Here is an 18164-nt window from a genome sequence, read left to right on the forward strand (position 1 = left end):
TAGCGCCCGCGTCGGGCTCGCCAGCGGCAGCGCCGCTCGCCTGGCGCGGCGCGCCCAGGACGGGCAAGTGTGATCACCACGACGGGCGTGTCGCAACGCGAAGCGATGCGCCGGACCCGGTAATGGAGATACCCTGCCGCCTGTGAGGTCACCACGGCGCTGCTCCCGTAACGGCTGCCCCCGGCAAGCGGTCGCCACATTGACCTATGTCTACAACGAGTCGACAGCGGTGGTGGGGCCGCTGGCGGCGTTCGCCGAGCCGCACACGTACGACCTGTGTGAGCCGCACGCCCGCAGCCTGACTGCACCCCGTGGCTGGGACGTGGTCCGGCACGAGGGTGAGTTCGAGCCGCCGCCGCCCACCACGGACGATCTGGTGGCGCTGGCCGAGGCGGTCCGCGAAGCCGCCCGCCCGGCCCCCGCCCCTCGCCCCCCGGACCCGGGTCAGCACCACGAGAACCCGAACCAGACCGGCCGGCGAGGCCACCTCCGCGTAATCCCCCCCAACCACTGACTGCCGGGCTCCGCCCGGCCGCCGGCCCGGCCCCGCCCTCCGGGACCCGCCACCCTCGTTGATCAAGAGGTTTGCGTCAAGAACGCGCCGTTTGGTGACCGAAACCTCTTGATCAACCAGTGCGGCGGGGTGGGGTGGGGCGAGGCGGGGTGGGGTGGGGTGGGGTGGGACCTTGTGGGACGCCTTGGGGGCGTTCGGGGGGCGCCGGGGAAGCGTTCCAACACGTCCGACCGCCACACGCCGGTAGGCCGCAGACATCGGCACTCAGCGTGGTTAGCATGCGCCGCAGCGTGCACCGAGCCAAGTCACCGTGTACGCCTGGCGGGCAGGAGGGTCCGGTGGCGAACGAGGCGTTGCGGGTGGCGATGGCCGAGGCGGGGGAGACTGTCGAATCGCTGGCGGAGAAGGTTCGCGTCGACCCCAAGACGGCCGCGCGGTGGCTTGCCGCGGGGCGCATCCCGCACTCGCGTACCCGGGTGGCGGTGGCCCAGGTGCTGCGCCGGGACGCGGCCGACCTCTGGCCGGAGCCGTTCCGCCGCCGTGACCTGCCGTGGTTCCGACCGTGGGCCGAGCTTGAACAGGACGCCACCTCGATCCGCTCCTACCAGCCGCTGCTCGTGCCGGGCCTGCTCCAGACCGAGGGGTACGCTCGCGCGGTGCTGGGCACCGGTGGCCTGCTCCCACCGTCCGAGGTGGATCTGATCGTGGCGAGCCGCCTCGAACGGCAGGCGGTCCTCGGCCGCGATGCCCCGCCGCAGCTCGTGACGGTGATCGACGAGGTGGTGCTGCGCCGGCTGGTCGGCGACCGCGCCGTGATGTCCGGACAGTTGACCCACCTGGCGGTGGTCGCCGAGTGGGAGCATGTGCAGGTCCGGGTCATCCCGGCCGAGAGCCCGTGGCACACCGGTCTGGCGGGTCCCTTCGTGCTGGGCCGCCTGCCCGACGGGACGGAATTGGCGTATCTCGACAACCAGCTCCGCGGTCAGGTCGTGACCGATCCCGTCGACGTCGCTAGCCTGGGTCGGAGGTGGGAGAGCGTCACCGGTGAGGCGTTACCCCAACGCAGGTCGATCGAGCTGATCAGGGAAGTGGCCACGACATGGACATGACCGACGCCCGCTGGCACACGGCGACCCGCAGCAGCAACAACGGCGGCGACTGCGTCGAGGTGGCCGACAACCTGCCCGGTCGGGTGCTGGTGCGCGACAGCAAGGACCGCGACGGCGGCACCCTGGCCTTCGCGCCGGCCGCCTGGTCGTCCTTCGTCGACGTTGTCCGTCGGTCCGACCGCTGACCCCCTGGCCGCTGATCCCCGGCCGCTGACCCCCTGGCCGCTGATCCACTCGGCTTCTTGGAAAGCGCGGTGTCCCGGCGCAGAGACACCCCGACTTCCTGGAACGCGAGTGGATCAAGCTGAGCGTGCCCGACGCCTGCACGGGCAGTGAGCATTGGCCCCGATGCTCTTCCGGTGCTGCCGGTTTGTCATCGTGTCAGTCGTCCACGGCGCCGACCCCTGAGGAAAAGTGATGCGTACTCCCCTCCGGCCCCTATCCCGGCGTGGACTACTCAGCGGCACTCTCGGTTCGGCTGCCCTGCTGGCCCTGGGCGGCAGCCTTGCTGGCTGCGGCACCAAGGGTGCGCGGCAGACCGATGCCGGCTGCGTCAGCGAGGACCTGTCCGGCACCGAGCGCAAGCTCGTCTTCTCCAACTGGCCGCAGTACCTGGACGTGGATGAGAAGGACGAGTCCAAGCGGCCCAGCCTTGACGAGTTCGTCCGGAAGACCGGCATCGCGGTCACCTACACCGAGGACATCAACGACAACAACGAGTTCTTCGGCAAGGTGCAGCACCAGCTCTCCGCCTGCCAGAGCACCGACCGGGACATCATCGTGCTGAGCGACTGGATGGCGGCCCGGATGAGCCGGCTGGGCTGGATCCAGAAGCTCGACCCGGCGAACATCCCGAACGTGCGGGCCAACCTGCTGTCGTCGCTGCTCGACCGGTCCTTCGACACCGAGAACCGGCTCTCCATCCCGTGGCAGTCCGGCCTCGCCGGGTTGGCCTACAACGGCAACGTCACCAGAGAGTTGCGGACCGTCGACGAGCTGCTCACCCGCCCCGACCTCAAGGGCCGGGTGACCGCTCTCAGCGAGATGCGCGACACGATGGGCCTGCTGCTCGGTGCGGCGGGGCACGACCCGGCCAACTTCACGAGCGCGCAGTTCGACGACGCGCTCACCACGCTCAAGAAGGCTGTCGACTCAGGGCAGATCCGCAGGTTCACCGGCAACGACTACGCACCCGACCTGGCCAAGGGCGACATCGCCGCCTGCATCGGCTGGTCCGGCGATGTCGTCCAGCTCTCCGGCGCGGACGAGAAGGTCAGGTTCGTCGCGCCCGACTCCGGGGTGATGCTCTACAGCGACAACATGATGGTGCCCAACAAGGCCACCCACAAGGCGAACGCCGAGCAGCTCATCAACTACTACTACGAGCCGGCGGTCGCCGCGAGGCTCGCCGCGTACGTCAACTACATCTGCCCGGTCAAGGGCGCACAGGCCGAGATGGAGAAGATCGACCCCGAGCTGGCGGCCAACCCGCTGATCTTTCCCGACGAGGCCCTGCTGTCGAAGTCCACGCTGTTCATGGCCCTGGACGAGAAGCAGGAGAAGGAGTACGAGGGCAAGTTCCAGCAGGTCATCGGGGCGTGACGAGGATGGCGCGTGAAACACCCGCCGGCGATCTGCGCCTGGCCAACCTGACCAGACGGTTCGGCACCCTCACCGCGGTCGACGACCTCAGCCTGACGATCGCCCAGGGCTCGTTCTTCGCGTTGCTCGGCGCGTCCGGCTGCGGCAAGACCACCACCCTGCGGATGATCGCCGGTCTGGACGAGCCGACCAGCGGTCAGGTGCTGCTCGGTGACCGGGACATCGGCCGGCTGCGTCCGCACCAGCGACCGGTCAACACCGTCTTCCAGAGCTACGCGCTCTTTCCGCACCTCACCGTCTTCGAGAACGTGGCGTTCGGGCTGCGCCGACGCGGCATCCGCCCGGTCGACGCCGAGGCCAACCGGATGCTGTCGCTGGTGCGGCTCGACGGCTACGGCAGCCGCCGCCCGGCCCAGCTCTCCGGCGGTCAGCAGCAACGGGTCGCGCTGATCCGTGCGTTGGTCAACCGGCCGCAGGTGCTGCTGCTCGACGAGCCGTTGGGTGCCCTCGACCTGACGCTGCGCCGACAGATGCAGATCGAGCTGAAGCGCATCCAGACCGAGGTCGGCATCACCTTCGTGCACGTCACGCACGACCAGGAGGAGGCCATGACCATGGCGGACACGGTCGCGGTGATGAACGCCGGCCGGATCGAGCAACTCGGCGCACCCGCCGACATCTACGAGTTTCCCGCCACCGCGTTCGTCGCGAACTTCCTGGGCCGGTCCAACCTGCTGGCCGGCGAGGCCGGCGGTGTCAGCGGCGGCGACGTCGTGGTGACGGCGCACGGCGCGCGCTTCTCGGTGCCCGCCGGCCGGGCCCGGGCCGACCACGGCCCGGTCCACCTGGGGGTACGCCCGGAGAAGCTGCTTCTGGTCGGCTCCGCCGACCAGGTGCCCGTGGGTCATCAGCACGTCACCGGTGTGGTCACCGACGCCTCCTACCTGGGGGTCAGCACGCAGTACCTGCTGCGCACCGGCTGGGGCAGCGAGCTGTCGGTGTTCGCGGCCAACACGGGGACGTCGACGCGGATCGCGGTCGGCAGTGCGGCCGTGGCGTGCTGGGATCCACGGCACGCGTTCCTGCTGCCCCGGGACGCCGCCGACACCGAACTGCCGGTCCCGGTGGTGCCGGACCAGCCGGTGGGCGCGTCGTCGTGACCCTGCTGGCTCCCACCGGACCGGGGCAGCCGCCGCCCGCGCCGCCGGCAGCCCGGTCCGGGCGGCGCCGGCTCCTGCCGTACCTGCTGGTGTTGCCCGGTGTGGCCTGGCTGTTGATCTTCTTTGGTGTGCCGCTGGGGCAGCTCGCCGCAGCCAGCCTCTACGACCCCGGCGGCTCGCTCTCCACCGGGTACGCGATGACCTGGGCAGTCGGCAACTACCCGGACGTGTTGCAGGCGTACTGGCCGCAGTTCCTGCGCTCGTTCGGCTACGCCGCGCTGGCGTTGCTGCTGGCGCTGCTGCTGGGCTACCCGCTGGCGTACGCGATCGCGCAGAAGGCCGGTCGTTGGAAGAACCTGCTGCTGGTGTGCGTGGTCGCGCCGATGTTCACCAGCTTCCTGGTCCGCACGCTGGCGTGGAAGACGATCCTGTCGGACAACGGGGTGCTCGTCGGCCTGCTGCGCGACGTGCACCTGCTCGCCCCGGACGGTCGGCTGCTGGCCACCCCGTTCGCGGTGGTGCTCGGCCTGACGTACACCTTCCTGCCGTTTCTGGTGCTGCCGCTGTACGCGAGCCTGGAGCGGTTGGACCGTCGGCTGCTGGAGGCGGCCGGCGACCTGTACGCGAGCCCCGTGCAGGCGTTCCGCCGGGTGACCCTGCCGCTGTCCATGCCCGGCCTGGTCGCCGGCGCGCTGCTGTTCTTCATCCCGGCCAGCGGGGACTACATCAACGCGGAGCTGCTCGGCACACCGAACGAGTACATGGTCGGCAACGTCGTCGACTCGGCGTTCCTGGTCCGGCTGGACTACCCGCAGGGTGCCGCGCTGTCGGTCCTGCTGATGGCGGCGATCCTCGCGATGGTCTTCGGTTGGCTGCGCAGGGCCGGCACCGAGGCGGTGCGGTGAGACTCTGGCGATGGCTCGCCGACCGCTGGGTGATGATCGTGGCACTGCTGGTCCTCGGCTACCTGGCCCTGCCGATCCTGGTGGTGGCCGCCCTGTCGTTCAACCGCCCGTCGAGCCGGCTGTCGTACGACTTCAACGAGTTCACAGTGGACAACTGGCGTCGGCCGTGCGCCACCTCGGACATGTGCGAGGCGGTGGTCCGCAGCGTGCAGATCGGGTTCCTCGCCACCGTGGTCGCGACAGTGCTCGGCACCCTGATGGCGTTCGCGCTGGTGCGGCACCGCTTCCGGGGCCGGTCCGCGATCAACGTGCTGGTCTTCCTGTCGATGGCCACCCCGGAGTTGGTGATGGGCACGTCGCTGCTCGCCCTCTTCGTGTCCGCCGGGGTGCCGCAGGGCTTCTGGACCGTCGTGGTCTCGCACGTCATGTTCTGTGTGTCGTTCGTGGTGGTCACCGTGAAGGCACGGCTGGCCGGGATGGACCGGCGGTTGGAGGAGGCCGCCATGGACCTCTACGCCAGCGAGTGGCAGACCTTCCGGCGGATCACCCTGCCGCTGGTGCTGCCCGGCATCGTGGCCGCCGCGCTGCTGGCCTTCTCGCTGAGTTTCGACGACTTCATCGTCACGAACTTCAACGCCGGCACCACTGTCACGTTCCCGATGTACGTGTGGGGCGCCGCCCAGCGGGGCATCCCACCACAGGTCAACGTCATCGGTACTGCGATGTTCGCGGTCGCGCTGCTGCTGGTCGGGCTCAGCTCGCTGCGCGGTCGACGGGCCCGTCGCACCTCCGAGCCCGCCCGCTGACGGCATTTCGACACATCCACTGCCGCCCGCCGGTGACCGACCGTGCGACGGCACGGTGGGTGGGGATTTGCGACGCTTGTCGGCAAATGTAGCCGCACGATCGGCCCCGACCGGCCGGCCTGGAGGGTTGTCCCAGGTGTCGTCTCGTCGCCCGAGGAAGCGCCCATGGATCACCGGTGCGCGGCGAACGGCGCAGGTGACCAACGCGACGGATGATATTGCGCGGAGTGTTTGCGACGACACTCATCGCCGTGACGATGCAACCACCGCCGAATCCTGGCCCGCCGTACGCGCCGTCGTCCGGTCCGCCGCCCCGACCGAACTGGTTCCGCCGGGCCAGCCCCGCCCGCCGAGCCGCCGTGATCCTCGGCTCGGTGACCCTGTCGGTCCTGCTGCTCTGCTGCACCGGCACCGCCATCATCAGCGCGCTGGCCGGCGAGCCGGAGCCGACCAGGACCGGCACGGCAGCCGAGGCGCAGCAGCCCATCGTGGCGGCGCCCGCCGAGCCGACCGAGGGTGCCGACGCCCAGGCCGCGTCGCCGCTCGCCGCCCCATCCGCCACGCCGGACCCCAGCGACGCGGTGCCGGCCTCGCCGACCCCGGCCGACGCCGTGTCCCCGTCTCGCGCCGCGTCCACGCCGGTCGTGCGGGTGACGACCGAGACGGAGCGAGCCGCCGTGCGCTACACCGAGCGGACCGTCAAGGACGCGACCCTCGCCGAGGGCAAGCGCGTCGTCCGGACCAAGGGCGTGAACGGCGTACGGACCCTGACGTACGAGGTGACCACCACGGACGGGGTGCGCACGGCCAGGAAGCTGGTCAAGTCCACAGTGACGAAGCAGCCGGTCACGCAGGTCGTAGCCGTCGGCACCAAGAAGGCGCAGTCGAAGTGCGACCCGAACTACAGCGGCTGCGTCCCGATCGCCAGCGACGTCGACTGCCTGCCCGGCAGCGGCGACGGACCGGCCTACGTTCGTGGCCCCGTCAAGGTCATCGGCACGGACAAGTACCGCCTCGACAACGACAAGGACGGCTACGGCTGCGACTGATCCTGCATGGCCTGCGATCACGCATTGTCATCTCGCGCGACCGAGACGCGGTGTGGAGCGTGATGCCTGTGAGTCATCTTGATGCCTCACAGGCATCACGGTCTCCAGTGCGAGCTATCCCCGAAGCTCGTCCCGCCCGGGAACGGCGCTCAGGTCAGGGGTCAGGCGGCCAGGCGGGAGCGGATGAGGAAGCGGACTCCGTCGGGTGCTTCCAGGGAGAAGCCGCTGCCTCTGCCCGGGACCACGTCGACGGTCAGCGTCGTGTGTTTCCACAGCTCCCACTGGGACTTCGACATCCAGAACTCGACCGGTTCCGGCACCCCGTCGACGGTCAGCGAGGCGAGCAGGACGTCGGACGAGCCGGTCCGGAACTCGCCCGCCGGATAACACATCGGGGCGCTGCCGTCGCAGCAGCCGCCGGACTGGTGGAACATCAGTGGGCCGTGTCGCCCCCGCAGCGACCGGATCAGCTCTGCCGCGGCGGGGGTGACGGAGACGACCGGCATCAGAAGAAGCCGAGCTTCTTGGTGGAGTAACTGACCAGCAGGTTCTTCGTCTGCTGGTAGTGCTCCAGCATCATCTTGTGGTTCTCCCGGCCGATGCCGGACTGCTTGTACCCGCCGAACGCCGCATGCGCCGGGTACGCGTGGTAGCAGTTCGTCCACACCCGGCCGGCCTGGATGGCCCGCCCGGCCCGGTACGCCGTGTTCATGTCCCGCGTCCAGACGCCGGCACCCAACCCGTACAGGGTGTCGTTGGCGATCTTCACGGCGTCGTCGAGGTCGGCGAAGGAGGTCACCGAGACCACCGGGCCGAAGATCTCCTCCTGGAAGATCCGCATCGAGTTGTCGCCCTCGAAGATGGTCGGCTCAACGTAGTACCCGCCCGACAGGTCTCCGCCCAGGTCTGCACGGGAGCCGCCGGTCAACACCCGGGCACCCTCCTGCCGGCCGATGTCCAGGTAGGACAGGATCTTTTCGAGCTGGTCGTTGGAGGCCTGCGCCCCGATCATCGTGTCGGTGTCCAGGGGATGCCCCTGCACGATCTGCTCGGTGCGAGAAACCGCCGCGGCGAGGAAGTCGCTGTAATGGCCGTGCTGGATGAGCGCCCGGGACGGGCAGGTGCAGACCTCACCCTGGTTGAGCGCGAACATGGTGAAGCCTTCCAGGGCCTTGTCCAGGAAGTCGTCCGATGCGGCGCTGACGTCGTCGAAGAAGATGTTCGGGCTCTTGCCGCCCAGCTCCAGGGTGACCGGTTTGATGTTCTCACTGGCGTACTGCATGATCAGCCGCCCGGTGGTGGTCTCACCGGTGAAGGCCACCTTCGCGACCCTGGCCGAGGAGGCCAGCGGCTTACCGGCCTCCACGCCGAAACCGTTGACGATGTTGAGCACGCCCGGCGGCAGCAGGTCCGCCACCAGCGACAGCCAGTAGTGGATGGACGCCGGGGTCTGCTCGGCCGGCTTGAGCACCACGGCGTTGCCGGCGGCCAGCGCGGGCGCCAGCTTCCACGTCGCCATCAGGATCGGGAAGTTCCACGGGATGATCTGCCCGACCACGCCGAGCGGCTCGTGGAAGTGGTAAGCCACGGTGTCGTCGTCGATCTCGCCGAGTGAACCCTCCTGGGCCCGGATCGCCCCGGCGAAGTAGCGGAAGTGGTCGATGGCGAGCGGGATGTCGGCGGCGAGGGTCTCCCGGACCGGTTTGCCGTTCTCCCAGCTCTCGGCGATGGCCAGCGACTCCAGGTTCTCCTGCATGCGGTCGGCGATCCGGTTGAGGATCAACGCCCGTTCGCCCACCGAGGTGCGCCCCCACGCGTCGGCGGCGCCGTGCGCGGCGTCCAGGGCCCTCTCCACGTCGGGGGCGGTGCCGCGGGCGACCTCGGTGAAGGTCTGCCCGGTGACCGGGGTGGGGTTCTCGAAGTAGGCGCCGCCGTGCGGCTTGACGTACTCGCCGCCGATGTAGTGGTCGTAACGGGACTGCCAGTGGGTGGGCGCGTCGTAGCGCGTCATGGTGACCTCCGCCGTCGATGGGGGATGACGGCGGGAAGGCTAGTTTCGCGGACGTTGCAGGAACGTTGCGCGCTCCAACGCGTACTCCCTGGCGAGCTGGTCGATGCGCGCGAGGGCGAGGGGCCGACGCGGCGCGCCCACCGGCAACGTCCGCGCCAGGGCCTGCCACACGACCAGGTCGTCGGCGCCGGCGGGCGTCGCGGTCCAGGCCGCGAGCAGCGCCGGGTCCGCGGTGGCCAGCACGGCCGCGCGGAGGTGACCGTCGATCAGCCGGCGCAGTCGCGTCACTCCCGGCGCGTCCGAGCCGGGCAGCAACGGCCCGGGGTACGCGTCGAGCGCGCCCGCCGCATCGCCCTGGTCCAGCCGGTGGGCGAGGGTGGTGAAGTCGGCGCGGACGGTGCCGCGCAGCCGGTAGGGGCGGGAGTCGAGCAGCTCGGGGCCGAGCACCCGGCGCAACCGGGACAGCTCGGCGCGCAGGGTGACCGGGTGCAGTCGGTCGTCGCCGTACAGGTCGAGGCCGAGCTGAACGCCTGTGCGTCCCTCCGGGTGGTGCAGCAGCAGCACCAGCAACTCGCTGTGTCGGCGACCGAGTCGGATCCGCCGGCCGTCGACCCGCAGTTCCGCCTCGTCGCGACCGAGCGCGGTCACTGTGGTGACGCCGGGCTCCACCGGTTGGCCGGCGGCGAGCTGCGCCTCGGCGGCCCGGGCGGTGGCACGGACGAGGGCCAGACTGTGCGGATTGGCCAGGTGGTCCCCGCCGGTGATGTCGATCGCGCCGAGCAGTCGGCCGGTGGCGGGGTCGTGGATCGGCGCGGCCGCGCACGTCCAGCGTTGCACCGGGCGGCTGAAGTGCTCGGTGGCGAAGATCTGCACGCTGTGGTCGACGGCCAGCGCGGTGCCGGGCGCGTTGGTGCCGGCGTGCGTCTCGTCCCAGCGGGCGCCGGGCACGAAGTTCATCCGTTCGGCGTGCCGGAGCACGCCCGGATGCCCCTCGACCCAGAGCAGTCGCCCGTCCGCGTCGCAGACCGCCATCAGGTGCGCGCCGTCCTGGGCGATGCCGCCGAGCAGGTCCCGGAACAGCGGCAGCACCCGGGCCAACGGGTGAACGGCCCGGTACGCGGCCAGGACGTCGTCGGCCAGGTCGACAGGTGGGGTGGCCTCGGGGTCGAGTCGTGCCGAGCGTTCCCAGGAGCGGCGCACCACGTCCCGCACCCGGTGTGGCGCGGCGCCGGCGGTGAGGAAGGCTTCGTGGGCGGCACCGACCTGCGCGATCCGTTCCGCCGGATCGACGCCGAACTCCAGGGCGAGCCACGGGTCAGCCATCAGGGCGACCTCCTCGGCCCCCATCGTGACGCAGCTCACCCTCGATCGCCAACCGCCGTGGCCGCCGGAACCCTGGGCGCAGACGGCGCGGCGCGGGACGAAGCCGGCAGGGCGAGGGTTGCAATGGTTTGTCCGCTGGTCGCTGCCGTGGAGGATGGCTTTCGCGGGTCCTTACAGAACCCTTAACCCGGGCCTGCGACGGTATGCGGGCAAGCGGAACTCGGGGGAGCGGACACGTGCGGGTGCTGGTGGCGGACGACGAGCGGTTGTTGGCGGACACGGTGGCCCAAGGGCTGCGCCGCCTCTCGATGGCCGTCGACGTCTGCTACGACGGTGACGGCGCGCTGGAGCGGATCGGGGTGAACCGGTACGACGTCGCGGTGCTCGACCGGGACATGCCGGGACACACCGGTGACGAGGTCTGTCGCAGCATCACCGACTCACAGGTCGGCACCCGGGTGCTGCTGCTCACCGCCGCGGCCGGCATCCGGGACCGGGTGGAGGGTCTCGGTCTCGGTGCCGACGACTACCTGACCAAGCCGTTCGCCTTCGCCGAGCTGGTCGCCCGGGTGCAGGCCCTCGGTCGACGGTCCGCGCCGGCACTGCCACCGGTGCTCGCCCAGGACGGCCTCGTGCTTGACGTGGGCCGACACGTGGCCACCCGGGACGGCCGCCCGCTCGCGCTGAGCCCGAAGGAGTTCGCGGTGCTGCACGTGCTGCTGCGCGCGGACGGGCAGGTGGTCAGCGCCGAGGAGTTGTTGGAACAGGCCTGGGACGAGTTCGCCGACCCGTTCACCAACGCCGTACGGGTCACCGTGATGACGTTGCGCAGGAAGCTCGGCGACCCGGCGGTCATCCACACCGTGCCGAAGGCCGGCTACCGCATCGGTGGGACGGCGTGACCTGGACGCCCCGACGTCGGGTGCTGCTCGTGGGCCTGCTGGCACTGCTGGCCGGGCCGCTGCTGCCGACCATGGGCAGGTGGGTGTCGGGGGTGACCTGGACCTGGGGGCAGCAGCTCTGCGACCTGCCGGTGCCCGGTCTGATCTCGACCTGCGCCGACGTACGCCCGGGGGCGTTCGTGCTGCCCCTGCTGTCCGTGCTGCTCGTCACCGTGACCGCCCTGGTGGCGCTCTGGTTCGGTGCGGCCTGGTGCCTGCGCCCGGTCCGTGACCTCGTCGGACCGATCGGGCACCTCGGCCCGCAGAACCTCGGTCACCGGATCCGGCCCCGGGGCGGGGACGAGCTGGCCCAGCTCTCCCGCGCGATCGACGAGATGATGGAACGTGTCTCCGCCGGATACGAGGGGCAGCGACGGTTCGCCGCGAACGCCTCACACGAGCTGCGTACGCCGCTGGCGGTGCAGCGGACGCTGATCGAGGTCGGCATGGCCCAGGCGCTCACCAGTGAGCAGTTGGAGCTGTTGACCAGTCAGCTGCTGGAGACCAACGAGCGCAACGAGCGGCTGATCGAGGGACTGCTCGCACTCAGCGAGAGCGACCAGGGCCTGCGCTCGCGGATCCCGCAGCGGCTGGACACGATCGTCGAGGCGGTGCTCGCCGGGTACCAGGACCGCGCCCGGGAGGCCGGCGTCACCATCGACACCCATCTCGCGACCCGGGTCGTCGTCGGCGAACGGGTGCTGCTGGAACGCCTGGTCACCAACCTGGTGGAGAACGGGATCAAGTACAACCGGCGCGGCGGCTCGCTGACCGTCGCGGTGAGCGGCGCGCCCGCGCTGACCGTGGTCAACACCGGTCAGCCGGTGCCGGCCGAGGCGGTGGCCGGTCTCTTCGAGCCGTTCCGACGGCTCGCCCGGGACCGCACCTCGCAGGGCGGAGGCGCCGGCCTGGGGCTGGCCATCGCCCGCTCGATCACCCAGGCGCACGACGGCATCATCGCGGCCCGGCCCGCCGAACACGGCGGTCTGCGGGTCGACGTCCAACTACCCAATGTGACCTAGCGCTCCACCCACCTCCCGGGGTCCCGCGTACCGCTGGATCCCGCCTGTGGTGTGCCCGAAAGGAGAAAGACGATGTCACACACCGTTGGCCAGGTTCGGGCCGATGTCGAGGAGGCCGCCCGCTGGCTGGCCGGCCGGGTGGTCCGCACACCCGTGCTGCGGTCCCCGGTGATCGACGGTCTGGCCGGGGCTCGAATCCTGCTCAAGGCCGAGAACCTCCAGAACGGCGGCTCGTACAAGATGCGGGGCGCGCTGCGGGCGGTCGGCCGGCTCGCCGCCTCCGGTCACACCGGGGTGATCGCGCAGAGCACCGGCAACCACGCGATAGCGGTGGCGTTGGCGGCCCGGGAGCACGGGCTCACGGCCACCGTGGTGCTGCCGGTCGACGCGGCGTCGACGAAGGTCGACCGGGCCCGCGCGGCGGGGGCGCGGGTGGTGCTCGCCGGCACCGACGTCGCGGAGCGGGTGGCGGTGGTCGACGGGCTCAGCGACGAGAGCGGTCACCCGGTCGTCGACGCGTACGACCACCCGGACGTCATCGCCGGGCAGGGCACGGCCAGCCTGGAGTTGATCGAGGAGGCCGAGCGCGCGGGCACACCGCTGGACGCGCTGGTCGTACCGGTCGGTGGTGGTGGCGGGGTGGCCGGCGCGTGCCTGGCCGCCGCCGGCAGGGGCATCGAGGTGTACGGCGTGGAACCGGTCGGTTGTGACTCGCTCGCCCGCAGCCTGGCGGCAGGTGTTCGCGTCCCGGTCGCACCGGCGCCCACGATCGCGGACGGGCTGCGGCCGTCCTGTGTGGGTGAGCTGCCGTTCGCCATCGTGCGCGACGTGCTGCGCGGGGTCGTCCGGGTCGACGACGACGAGATTGGGGCGGCGTTCCGGCTGATCCTGATGGAGCTCAAGGTGCTCGCCGAGCCGTCCGGTGCGGCCGGCCTGGCCGGCGCGCTCCGGCTGGCCGGTGACGAGCGCGTGGGTCCCGGTCGGCGGCGGACGGTCGGCGTGGTGCTGACCGGCGGGAACGTGGAGGCATCAGTGGTGGCCCGGTTGTCCACCCAGCGGTCCGCCGCGGTGACGACTGTCGAGGGGATGGCGGCGTGAGCGCGCCTGTTCGGATCGGAATCCTGTTCGGTGGACCGTCGGCGGAGCACGAGGTGTCCTGCGCGTCCGCGCTCGGCGTGGCCCGGGCGCTCGCCGGCGGCGGCTACCGCACTGTCGCCATCGGTGTCACCCGCAGCGGCGGGTTTCGGCTGCTGCCCGACGCGCTGCTGGCCGAGCTGCGCGACCGGCCGGCCGGTGCGCGGGCCATCGACGACCGCCTGGTGGTGTCCGGGCCGTCCGTCGAGCTGCGGGCCGGTCCGCGTCCCGGCGTCGTGCAGGTGTGCGCCGGCAACGCCCCCGGCGCGGTGCACGCCGAGCTGGACGTGGTCTTCCCGGTGCTGCACGGCCCGTTCGGTGAGGACGGTGTGGTGCAGGGGCTGTTGGAGGCGCTGAACGTGCCCTACGTGGGGTGCGGCATCCTCGCCTCGGCGGTCGGCATGAACAAGGTGGCGATGAAGCGGGCGTTGCGCGCCGAGGGCGTTCCGGTCACCCCGTACGTCGCGTTCGATGAGCACACCTACCGTGCGGCCGACGACCCGGAGAAGCTGGTCGTCGGGCTGCGCCGGCCGCTCTTCGTGAAGCCGGCCAGCATGGGTTCGTCGATCGGCATCTCCCGCGTCGGCGAGGGTGACGACCTGGCCGCCGCCGTGGAGGAGGCGCTGTGCCACGACCAGCTCGTCATGGTCGAGCAGGGGGTCACCGGCAGGGAGCTGGAGTGCGCGGTCCTCGGTGGCTGGCGCCCCGAGGCGTCGGCGGTGGGCGAGGTACGCGTCGCCGGCGGATGGTTCGACTACCAGCAGAAGTACTTCGGCGACAGCGATCCGATGATCGTCCCCGCGTCGCTGCCGGACGAGGTGACCGCGCGGGTTCGGGAGCTGTCGCTGCGCGCGTTCGCTGCGATCGGCGGTTGGGGCCTGGCCCGGGTGGACTTCTTCTACGACGAGACGACCGGTGAGGTGTACGTCAACGAGCTGAACACCATGCCCGGCTTCACCGCGCACTCGATGTACCCGAAGGTGTGGGCGGCCGTCGGCGTCGCCTACCGGGAGGTGGTGGACCGCCTCGTCGAGCTGGCCCGTGTCCGGCACGCCGAACGGCCGGCGACCCCGGTGGGGAACGCCCGATGATCCTGCTCTCCGATCCCCGGGTGGCGGCCGTGCCCAGCTCCGACGACGGCGACCCGCTGGTGGACCTGCGTGCGATGGCGGAGCTGCGCCTCGACGGCCGCGCGGCCGACCCCGCCGGGGCGTACGCCAGGCTGCGCGCGGGAGTCGTGGACCGCCTGGTGGCCGCGCAGCGTGACCTGCCCGCCGGCATGCGCCTGCTGGTCGTCGAGGGTTACCGCCCGTACCAGACGCAGTTGGCCATCTTCACCGGCTACCGGGACGAGCTGCGCCGACGGCACCCGGACTGGCCCCCGCAGCGACTGCACCGGGAGACCACCAAGTTCGTCTCGCCGGTCGACGTGGCCCCGCACAGCACCGGCGGGGCGGTCGACGTGACCCTGTGCACCGACGACGGGGTGGAGCTGGACCTGGGCACGGCCATCGACGCGACCCCGGAGGACAGTGCCGACGCCTGCTTCACCGACGCGCCCACGATCGGTCGCACCGCCCGCCGACACCGGCGGATCCTGGTGGACGCTCTCGGCGGCGCGGGGATGGTGAACTACCCGACCGAGTGGTGGCACTGGTCGTACGGGGACCGTTACTGGGCGCTGCTCACCGGTGCGCCGCGCACCCGGTACGGGCCGGTGGACCTGGCCGCCGCACGATCGATACCCGTCCCGGCTGAACGGTAGGGCGCTCCCGTCCGTACCAGGTGAGTGAAGGACACCACCGAGGACGGGAGTGACGGCGATGAGGGTGCAGCGCAGGCACGTGCTGGCGGCGACCGTGGCGGTCGTCGCCGCCGCGGGTGTGGCGGTGGGGACCAGCTTCGGGTTCGCCGGCACCACCCCGGCACGGTCGTCCGTCTGCTCCGGCTCGGTCACGTTCTCGGCGGAGGGCGGTGCGCCGGCGGCCACCAGCGACCGTTTCCCGGTGGGTACCCGGTTGCGGGTGACCAACCTGGACAACAACCGGGCTGCCACGGTGACGGTGACCGGCCCGTCGGGTAGCTGTGTGCTGCTCAACGCCGCCGCCATGGAGCTGGTCCGGGAGCCGGGCAAGAACGTGATCCGCCGCAACGTGGTGGAGCGGCTGGACGGAGCGGCGCCCGTCGGGCAGCCACCTGCCGGCACGGTCCGTCCCGGCGTCGCGTCTCCCGGCGCGCCCGGCCCGGCACCCAGCTCGGCCTGCTCGGGGCCGATCACCTTCTTCGCCGAGGTCGGGGCGCCAGCGGCGACCAGTGGACAGTTCCCGGTGGGCACCAGGCTGCGCGTGACCAACCTGGACAACAACCGGGTGACGACGGTGACGGTGACCGGCCCGTCGGGCAGTTGTGTGCTGCTCAACGACGCCGCGATGGCGCAGATCCGGGAGCCGGGCAAGAACCTCATCCGCCGCAACACGGTCGAGGTCATCCGCTGACGCTCCAGCCTCAGTCGGCCTGCCAGGTGCCGTCGTCGCGGACCCGGGCCGGTGCGCGGCCCAGCAGCAGAGTCGTCAACGCGCTGTCGATGGAGTCGCCGAGGAACCACTCGCCGGCCTGATCGAGCGCGAAGACCCGGCCACGCTCGTCCACCGCGAGGATGCTGTCCTGCTGCTCGGTGCCGATCGGAAAGAGGCGTACGCCGAGGACAGCGCCGAAGTCCGCGAGGGTGTCGGCGGTGTGGGCGATGGTGTGCGGGCGGATGTCGAAGCGGGAGATCCACACCTGCTCGCCCCGCCCGCGCCGCGCGCCGACCAGGCTGGGAAACGCGGTCAGCGCCTCCACGGCCGCGGGAAAGACCGTGTGCTGATGGGTCAGCCCCGACACGGCGGTGACGTCTCGCACGGCCGCGGCGGCCATGATCTGGTCCCCGATGTGCGGTCGCCACCCGGCCGCGACCAGCGCGTTGGCGACCTCCGCCGGGAAGCGCCCAGGATCGGGGTCGGTTGCCGCCGGCGCACGCCAGGGTTCGGTGTACGCCCGAGCCGACTCCGGCAGGACGTTGGCGCGCACCAGGAAGGTGATGCACGAGTCGCAGGGCAGCTCGGCGGGGCCACCAGCCGGATCACCCGGCTCCCGGATCCGGAAGATCTCGAACCGGGCGCCCTCCAGCAGCGCCGCCGCCTCGGCCCGACCCATCGGCGCGATGCCCTCGGCGGCCCGGCGGTGGTCGTACTCGTGCAGGACGTCGGAGACCACGATCAGCTCGGCATGCGACTCCCCGCCCCGGACCAGGTCGCCAGGGGGTAGCTGGTCCAGGTAGTCGCGGACCAGCGGGTGATGGTTGAGCGGGACGTCGGCCCTGGTGCCCTGGGCGGTCCAGATCCGCCCGTCGAGCGCCAGATGGGCGGCGGTGTTCGGGGTGGCTGCCCGGTGGATCTCCCGGACCAGCAGACTCGACGGGTCGACGGTGCGGGGAGAGGCCGGCCCGGTGGGACGGCTGCGTCGGTACAGATCCGCCACCACGTCGCTCGGCACCCGCGGCCAGGTGGTGACAGTGCCGGTCTGCTTGTCGATGACCGTCGTCGGCAGGTCCCCCGGGACCGTACGCACCTCGGTGGGCACGACCGACGTGATGACGAAGCCGAGGTCGAACTCGTCGACCATCGCTGTGCACTCGTGCCCGAGGCGCTGCGAGTCGCGGCGGGCCCAGGTGGCCGCGAGCTGCTCGGCCTGTTGACGGTCGATCACGCACTGAAACTACCGGACTACACGGATCGATGGCAGCCGGTATGGTGCTGCTCTACCGACGGTGACGGGAGGGGCGGCGGTGAGCGAACATGTGGACCGACACGCCAACCGCGAGCTACGGGCCCGGTTCGACGACGTGTACGGGCAATATCAGCAGCTCAGGTCCGGTTTGGACACCCTGCAGACGAGGCTCGCCGAGCTGCGGGTGACCCGCCGGTCGGCCGACGGGCAGGTCACCGCCACCGTTGGGGCCCGGGGCGAGGTCATCGAGGTCGAGTTGACGTCGGCCGTTTACCGCGAGCGGGACGCCGGGGCGCTCGGCCGAAAAATCACCGAAACGATCCGGGCCGCCGCGACCGCCGCCGCCGACGCCACCCGCGACCTCGTCGCCGAGGCCGTGCCGGCCAGCTCCGGCTCGATGGACTTCCTGCGCACCGGCGACTACGCGGCCCTGCTCGGCCGGGCCGACGCCGTGCTCGGCAGGCGTGAGGGGACGGCATGACCGACGGGCAGCTCTGGCTCGATCCGTCCCGGGCGCGTCGGGGCGGTGCCGACCTGGCGCTCGCCGGCGAGGCGGTCACGGCCCGTCGAGCAGCGGAAGGCGGCGCGATCGAGGCCGCCAGCGGTGCCCGGCCCTGGGGTCGCGACGACATCGGCGCTGCTTTCGAGCGCAACTACCGCGCGATCGAGCAGACCGTGCTGCTGGCCTGGGCGGGCGTCGGGCACCAGCTCACCGAGTTGGGCGGCGACGTGGTCCGCGCGGTCGACGCGAGCGTGCAGACCGACGGGGCCAGCGCCGCCCGGTTCGGTCGGGTCACCGACCAGCGCTGACGGCCGACGA

General features: G+C 71.3%; 20 protein-coding genes. 16 read left to right on the forward strand and 4 right to left on the reverse strand.

Annotation, left to right across the window (positions count from 1 at the left end):
- The first annotated feature begins 142 nt into the window (after positions 1–142).
- From FBZ33_RS03330 to FBZ33_RS03365, 8 genes are all read left to right on the forward strand, one after another.
- Positions 143–514 carry a DUF3499 domain-containing protein gene (locus tag FBZ33_RS03330; RefSeq protein ID WP_088946295.1) on the forward strand — a complete coding sequence of 124 codons (372 nt, stop codon included), beginning with the start codon at positions 143–145 and terminating at the stop codon, positions 512–514.
- A gap of 365 nt (positions 515–879) precedes the next feature.
- A complete protein-coding gene (locus FBZ33_RS03335; protein ID WP_141912377.1) occupies positions 880–1623 on the forward strand; it encodes a Scr1 family TA system antitoxin-like transcriptional regulator in 744 nt (247 codons plus the stop codon).
- Positions 1620–1808, forward strand: coding sequence for a DUF397 domain-containing protein (locus FBZ33_RS03340; RefSeq protein ID WP_185755460.1), 189 nt, complete (start codon positions 1620–1622; stop codon positions 1806–1808). Before FBZ33_RS03335 ends, FBZ33_RS03340 begins: the two co-directional genes overlap by 4 nt.
- A gap of 232 nt (positions 1809–2040) precedes the next feature.
- The gene (locus FBZ33_RS03345; RefSeq protein WP_141907951.1) at positions 2041–3225 is read left to right on the forward strand and encodes a spermidine/putrescine ABC transporter substrate-binding protein; all 1185 of its coding nucleotides are present in this window, start codon (positions 2041–2043) and stop codon (positions 3223–3225) included.
- Between the two features lie 5 nt (positions 3226–3230).
- Positions 3231–4385 carry an ABC transporter ATP-binding protein gene (locus FBZ33_RS03350; protein ID WP_141907952.1) on the forward strand — a complete coding sequence of 385 codons (1155 nt, stop codon included), beginning with the start codon at positions 3231–3233 and terminating at the stop codon, positions 4383–4385.
- A complete protein-coding gene (locus FBZ33_RS03355) occupies positions 4382–5290 on the forward strand; it encodes an ABC transporter permease (protein ID WP_088946299.1) in 909 nt (302 codons plus the stop codon). Before FBZ33_RS03350 ends, FBZ33_RS03355 begins: the two co-directional genes overlap by 4 nt.
- Entirely contained in the window at positions 5287–6096 is an 810-nt protein-coding gene (locus FBZ33_RS03360) for an ABC transporter permease (RefSeq protein ID WP_255508701.1), read from the forward strand. Before FBZ33_RS03355 ends, FBZ33_RS03360 begins: the two co-directional genes overlap by 4 nt.
- A gap of 257 nt (positions 6097–6353) precedes the next feature.
- Positions 6354–7145, forward strand: a complete 792-nt coding sequence (locus FBZ33_RS03365; RefSeq protein ID WP_255509103.1) for a G5 domain-containing protein — start codon at positions 6354–6356, stop codon at positions 7143–7145.
- Positions 7146–7306: 161 nt separating this feature from the next.
- On the opposite strand, the gene FBZ33_RS03370 is transcribed toward FBZ33_RS03365, so the two are convergent.
- Genes FBZ33_RS03370 through FBZ33_RS03380 form a run of 3 tightly spaced genes read right to left on the reverse strand, consistent with a single transcriptional unit; the run spans position 7307 to position 10479 of the window.
- Entirely contained in the window at positions 7307–7651 is a 345-nt protein-coding gene (locus tag FBZ33_RS03370) for a DUF779 domain-containing protein (protein WP_370452959.1), read from the reverse strand.
- On the reverse strand, positions 7651–9156 hold the full coding sequence (gene adh / locus FBZ33_RS03375) for an aldehyde dehydrogenase (protein WP_141907954.1): 1506 nt from the start codon (positions 9154–9156) through the stop codon (positions 7651–7653). The genes FBZ33_RS03370 and adh overlap by 1 nt, the downstream gene beginning before the upstream one ends.
- 39 nt (positions 9157–9195) lie before the next feature.
- Positions 9196–10479 carry a GAF domain-containing protein gene (locus tag FBZ33_RS03380; protein WP_141907955.1) on the reverse strand — a complete coding sequence of 428 codons (1284 nt, stop codon included), beginning with the start codon at positions 10477–10479 and terminating at the stop codon, positions 9196–9198.
- A 236-nt stretch (positions 10480–10715) separates the two neighbouring features.
- Between FBZ33_RS03380 and FBZ33_RS03385 the strand changes: the two genes are divergently transcribed.
- The 6 genes from FBZ33_RS03385 (at position 10716) to FBZ33_RS03410 (ending at position 16071) form a co-directional block, all read left to right on the forward strand.
- A complete protein-coding gene (locus FBZ33_RS03385) occupies positions 10716–11381 on the forward strand; it encodes a response regulator transcription factor (protein WP_088946301.1) in 666 nt (221 codons plus the stop codon).
- Positions 11378–12442 (forward strand): HAMP domain-containing sensor histidine kinase, encoded by a 1065-nt coding sequence (locus tag FBZ33_RS03390; RefSeq protein WP_255508702.1) that lies wholly within the window; start codon positions 11378–11380, stop codon positions 12440–12442. The genes FBZ33_RS03385 and FBZ33_RS03390 overlap by 4 nt, the downstream gene beginning before the upstream one ends.
- A gap of 72 nt (positions 12443–12514) precedes the next feature.
- Complete coding sequence (locus FBZ33_RS03395; protein ID WP_141907956.1) at positions 12515–13540, forward strand: threonine/serine dehydratase; 1026 nt, start codon at positions 12515–12517, stop codon at positions 13538–13540.
- Positions 13537–14667 (forward strand): D-alanine--D-alanine ligase family protein, encoded by a 1131-nt coding sequence (locus FBZ33_RS03400; RefSeq protein ID WP_141907957.1) that lies wholly within the window; start codon positions 13537–13539, stop codon positions 14665–14667. The genes FBZ33_RS03395 and FBZ33_RS03400 overlap by 4 nt, the downstream gene beginning before the upstream one ends.
- Complete coding sequence (locus tag FBZ33_RS03405) at positions 14664–15341, forward strand: M15 family metallopeptidase (RefSeq protein ID WP_141907958.1); 678 nt, start codon at positions 14664–14666, stop codon at positions 15339–15341. Before FBZ33_RS03400 ends, FBZ33_RS03405 begins: the two co-directional genes overlap by 4 nt.
- Before the next feature lie 58 nt (positions 15342–15399).
- Positions 15400–16071: a hypothetical protein gene (locus tag FBZ33_RS03410; protein ID WP_099850689.1), complete on the forward strand. Its 672-nt coding sequence runs from the start codon at positions 15400–15402 to the stop codon at positions 16069–16071.
- A 10-nt stretch (positions 16072–16081) separates the two neighbouring features.
- On the opposite strand, the gene FBZ33_RS03415 is transcribed toward FBZ33_RS03410, so the two are convergent.
- Entirely contained in the window at positions 16082–17323 is a 1242-nt protein-coding gene (locus FBZ33_RS03415; RefSeq protein ID WP_141907959.1) for an SUKH-3 domain-containing protein, read from the reverse strand.
- Between the two features lie 79 nt (positions 17324–17402).
- Here FBZ33_RS03415 and FBZ33_RS03420 point away from each other — a divergent pair, with 79 nt between their 5' ends.
- Both FBZ33_RS03420 and FBZ33_RS03425 read left to right on the forward strand, forming a co-directional pair.
- Positions 17403–17825: a YbaB/EbfC family nucleoid-associated protein gene (locus FBZ33_RS03420; RefSeq protein ID WP_141907960.1), complete on the forward strand. Its 423-nt coding sequence runs from the start codon at positions 17403–17405 to the stop codon at positions 17823–17825.
- Positions 17822–18154: a hypothetical protein gene (locus FBZ33_RS03425; protein ID WP_141907961.1), complete on the forward strand. Its 333-nt coding sequence runs from the start codon at positions 17822–17824 to the stop codon at positions 18152–18154. Before FBZ33_RS03420 ends, FBZ33_RS03425 begins: the two co-directional genes overlap by 4 nt.
- Positions 18155–18164: the final 10 nt, after the last annotated feature.

Origin of the sequence: Micromonospora sp. A202 (assembly GCF_006715105.1) — a bacterium.
Lineage (GTDB): Bacteria > Actinomycetota > Actinomycetes > Mycobacteriales > Micromonosporaceae > Micromonospora > Micromonospora zamorensis.

Coding starts and splice junctions, on each gene's coding strand:
- FBZ33_RS03405 (WP_141907958.1), top strand. CDS start 14,664: ATGATCCTGCTCTCCGATCCCCGGGTGGCGGCCGTGCCCAGCTCCGAC.
- FBZ33_RS03345 (WP_141907951.1), top strand. CDS start 2,041: ATGCGTACTCCCCTCCGGCCCCTATCCCGGCGTGGACTACTCAGCGGC.
- FBZ33_RS03410 (WP_099850689.1), top strand. CDS start 15,400: ATGAGGGTGCAGCGCAGGCACGTGCTGGCGGCGACCGTGGCGGTCGTC.
- adh (WP_141907954.1), bottom strand. CDS start 9,156: ATGACGCGCTACGACGCGCCCACCCACTGGCAGTCCCGTTACGACCAC.
- FBZ33_RS03425 (WP_141907961.1), top strand. CDS start 17,822: ATGACCGACGGGCAGCTCTGGCTCGATCCGTCCCGGGCGCGTCGGGGC.
- FBZ33_RS03335 (WP_141912377.1), top strand. CDS start 880: ATGGCCGAGGCGGGGGAGACTGTCGAATCGCTGGCGGAGAAGGTTCGC.
- FBZ33_RS03370 (WP_370452959.1), bottom strand. CDS start 7,651: ATGCCGGTCGTCTCCGTCACCCCCGCCGCGGCAGAGCTGATCCGGTCG.
- FBZ33_RS03380 (WP_141907955.1), bottom strand. CDS start 10,479: ATGGCTGACCCGTGGCTCGCCCTGGAGTTCGGCGTCGATCCGGCGGAA.
- FBZ33_RS03395 (WP_141907956.1), top strand. CDS start 12,515: ATGTCACACACCGTTGGCCAGGTTCGGGCCGATGTCGAGGAGGCCGCC.
- FBZ33_RS03350 (WP_141907952.1), top strand. CDS start 3,231: ATGGCGCGTGAAACACCCGCCGGCGATCTGCGCCTGGCCAACCTGACC.
- FBZ33_RS03340 (WP_185755460.1), top strand. CDS start 1,620: ATGACCGACGCCCGCTGGCACACGGCGACCCGCAGCAGCAACAACGGC.
- FBZ33_RS03365 (WP_255509103.1), top strand. CDS start 6,354: ATGCAACCACCGCCGAATCCTGGCCCGCCGTACGCGCCGTCGTCCGGT.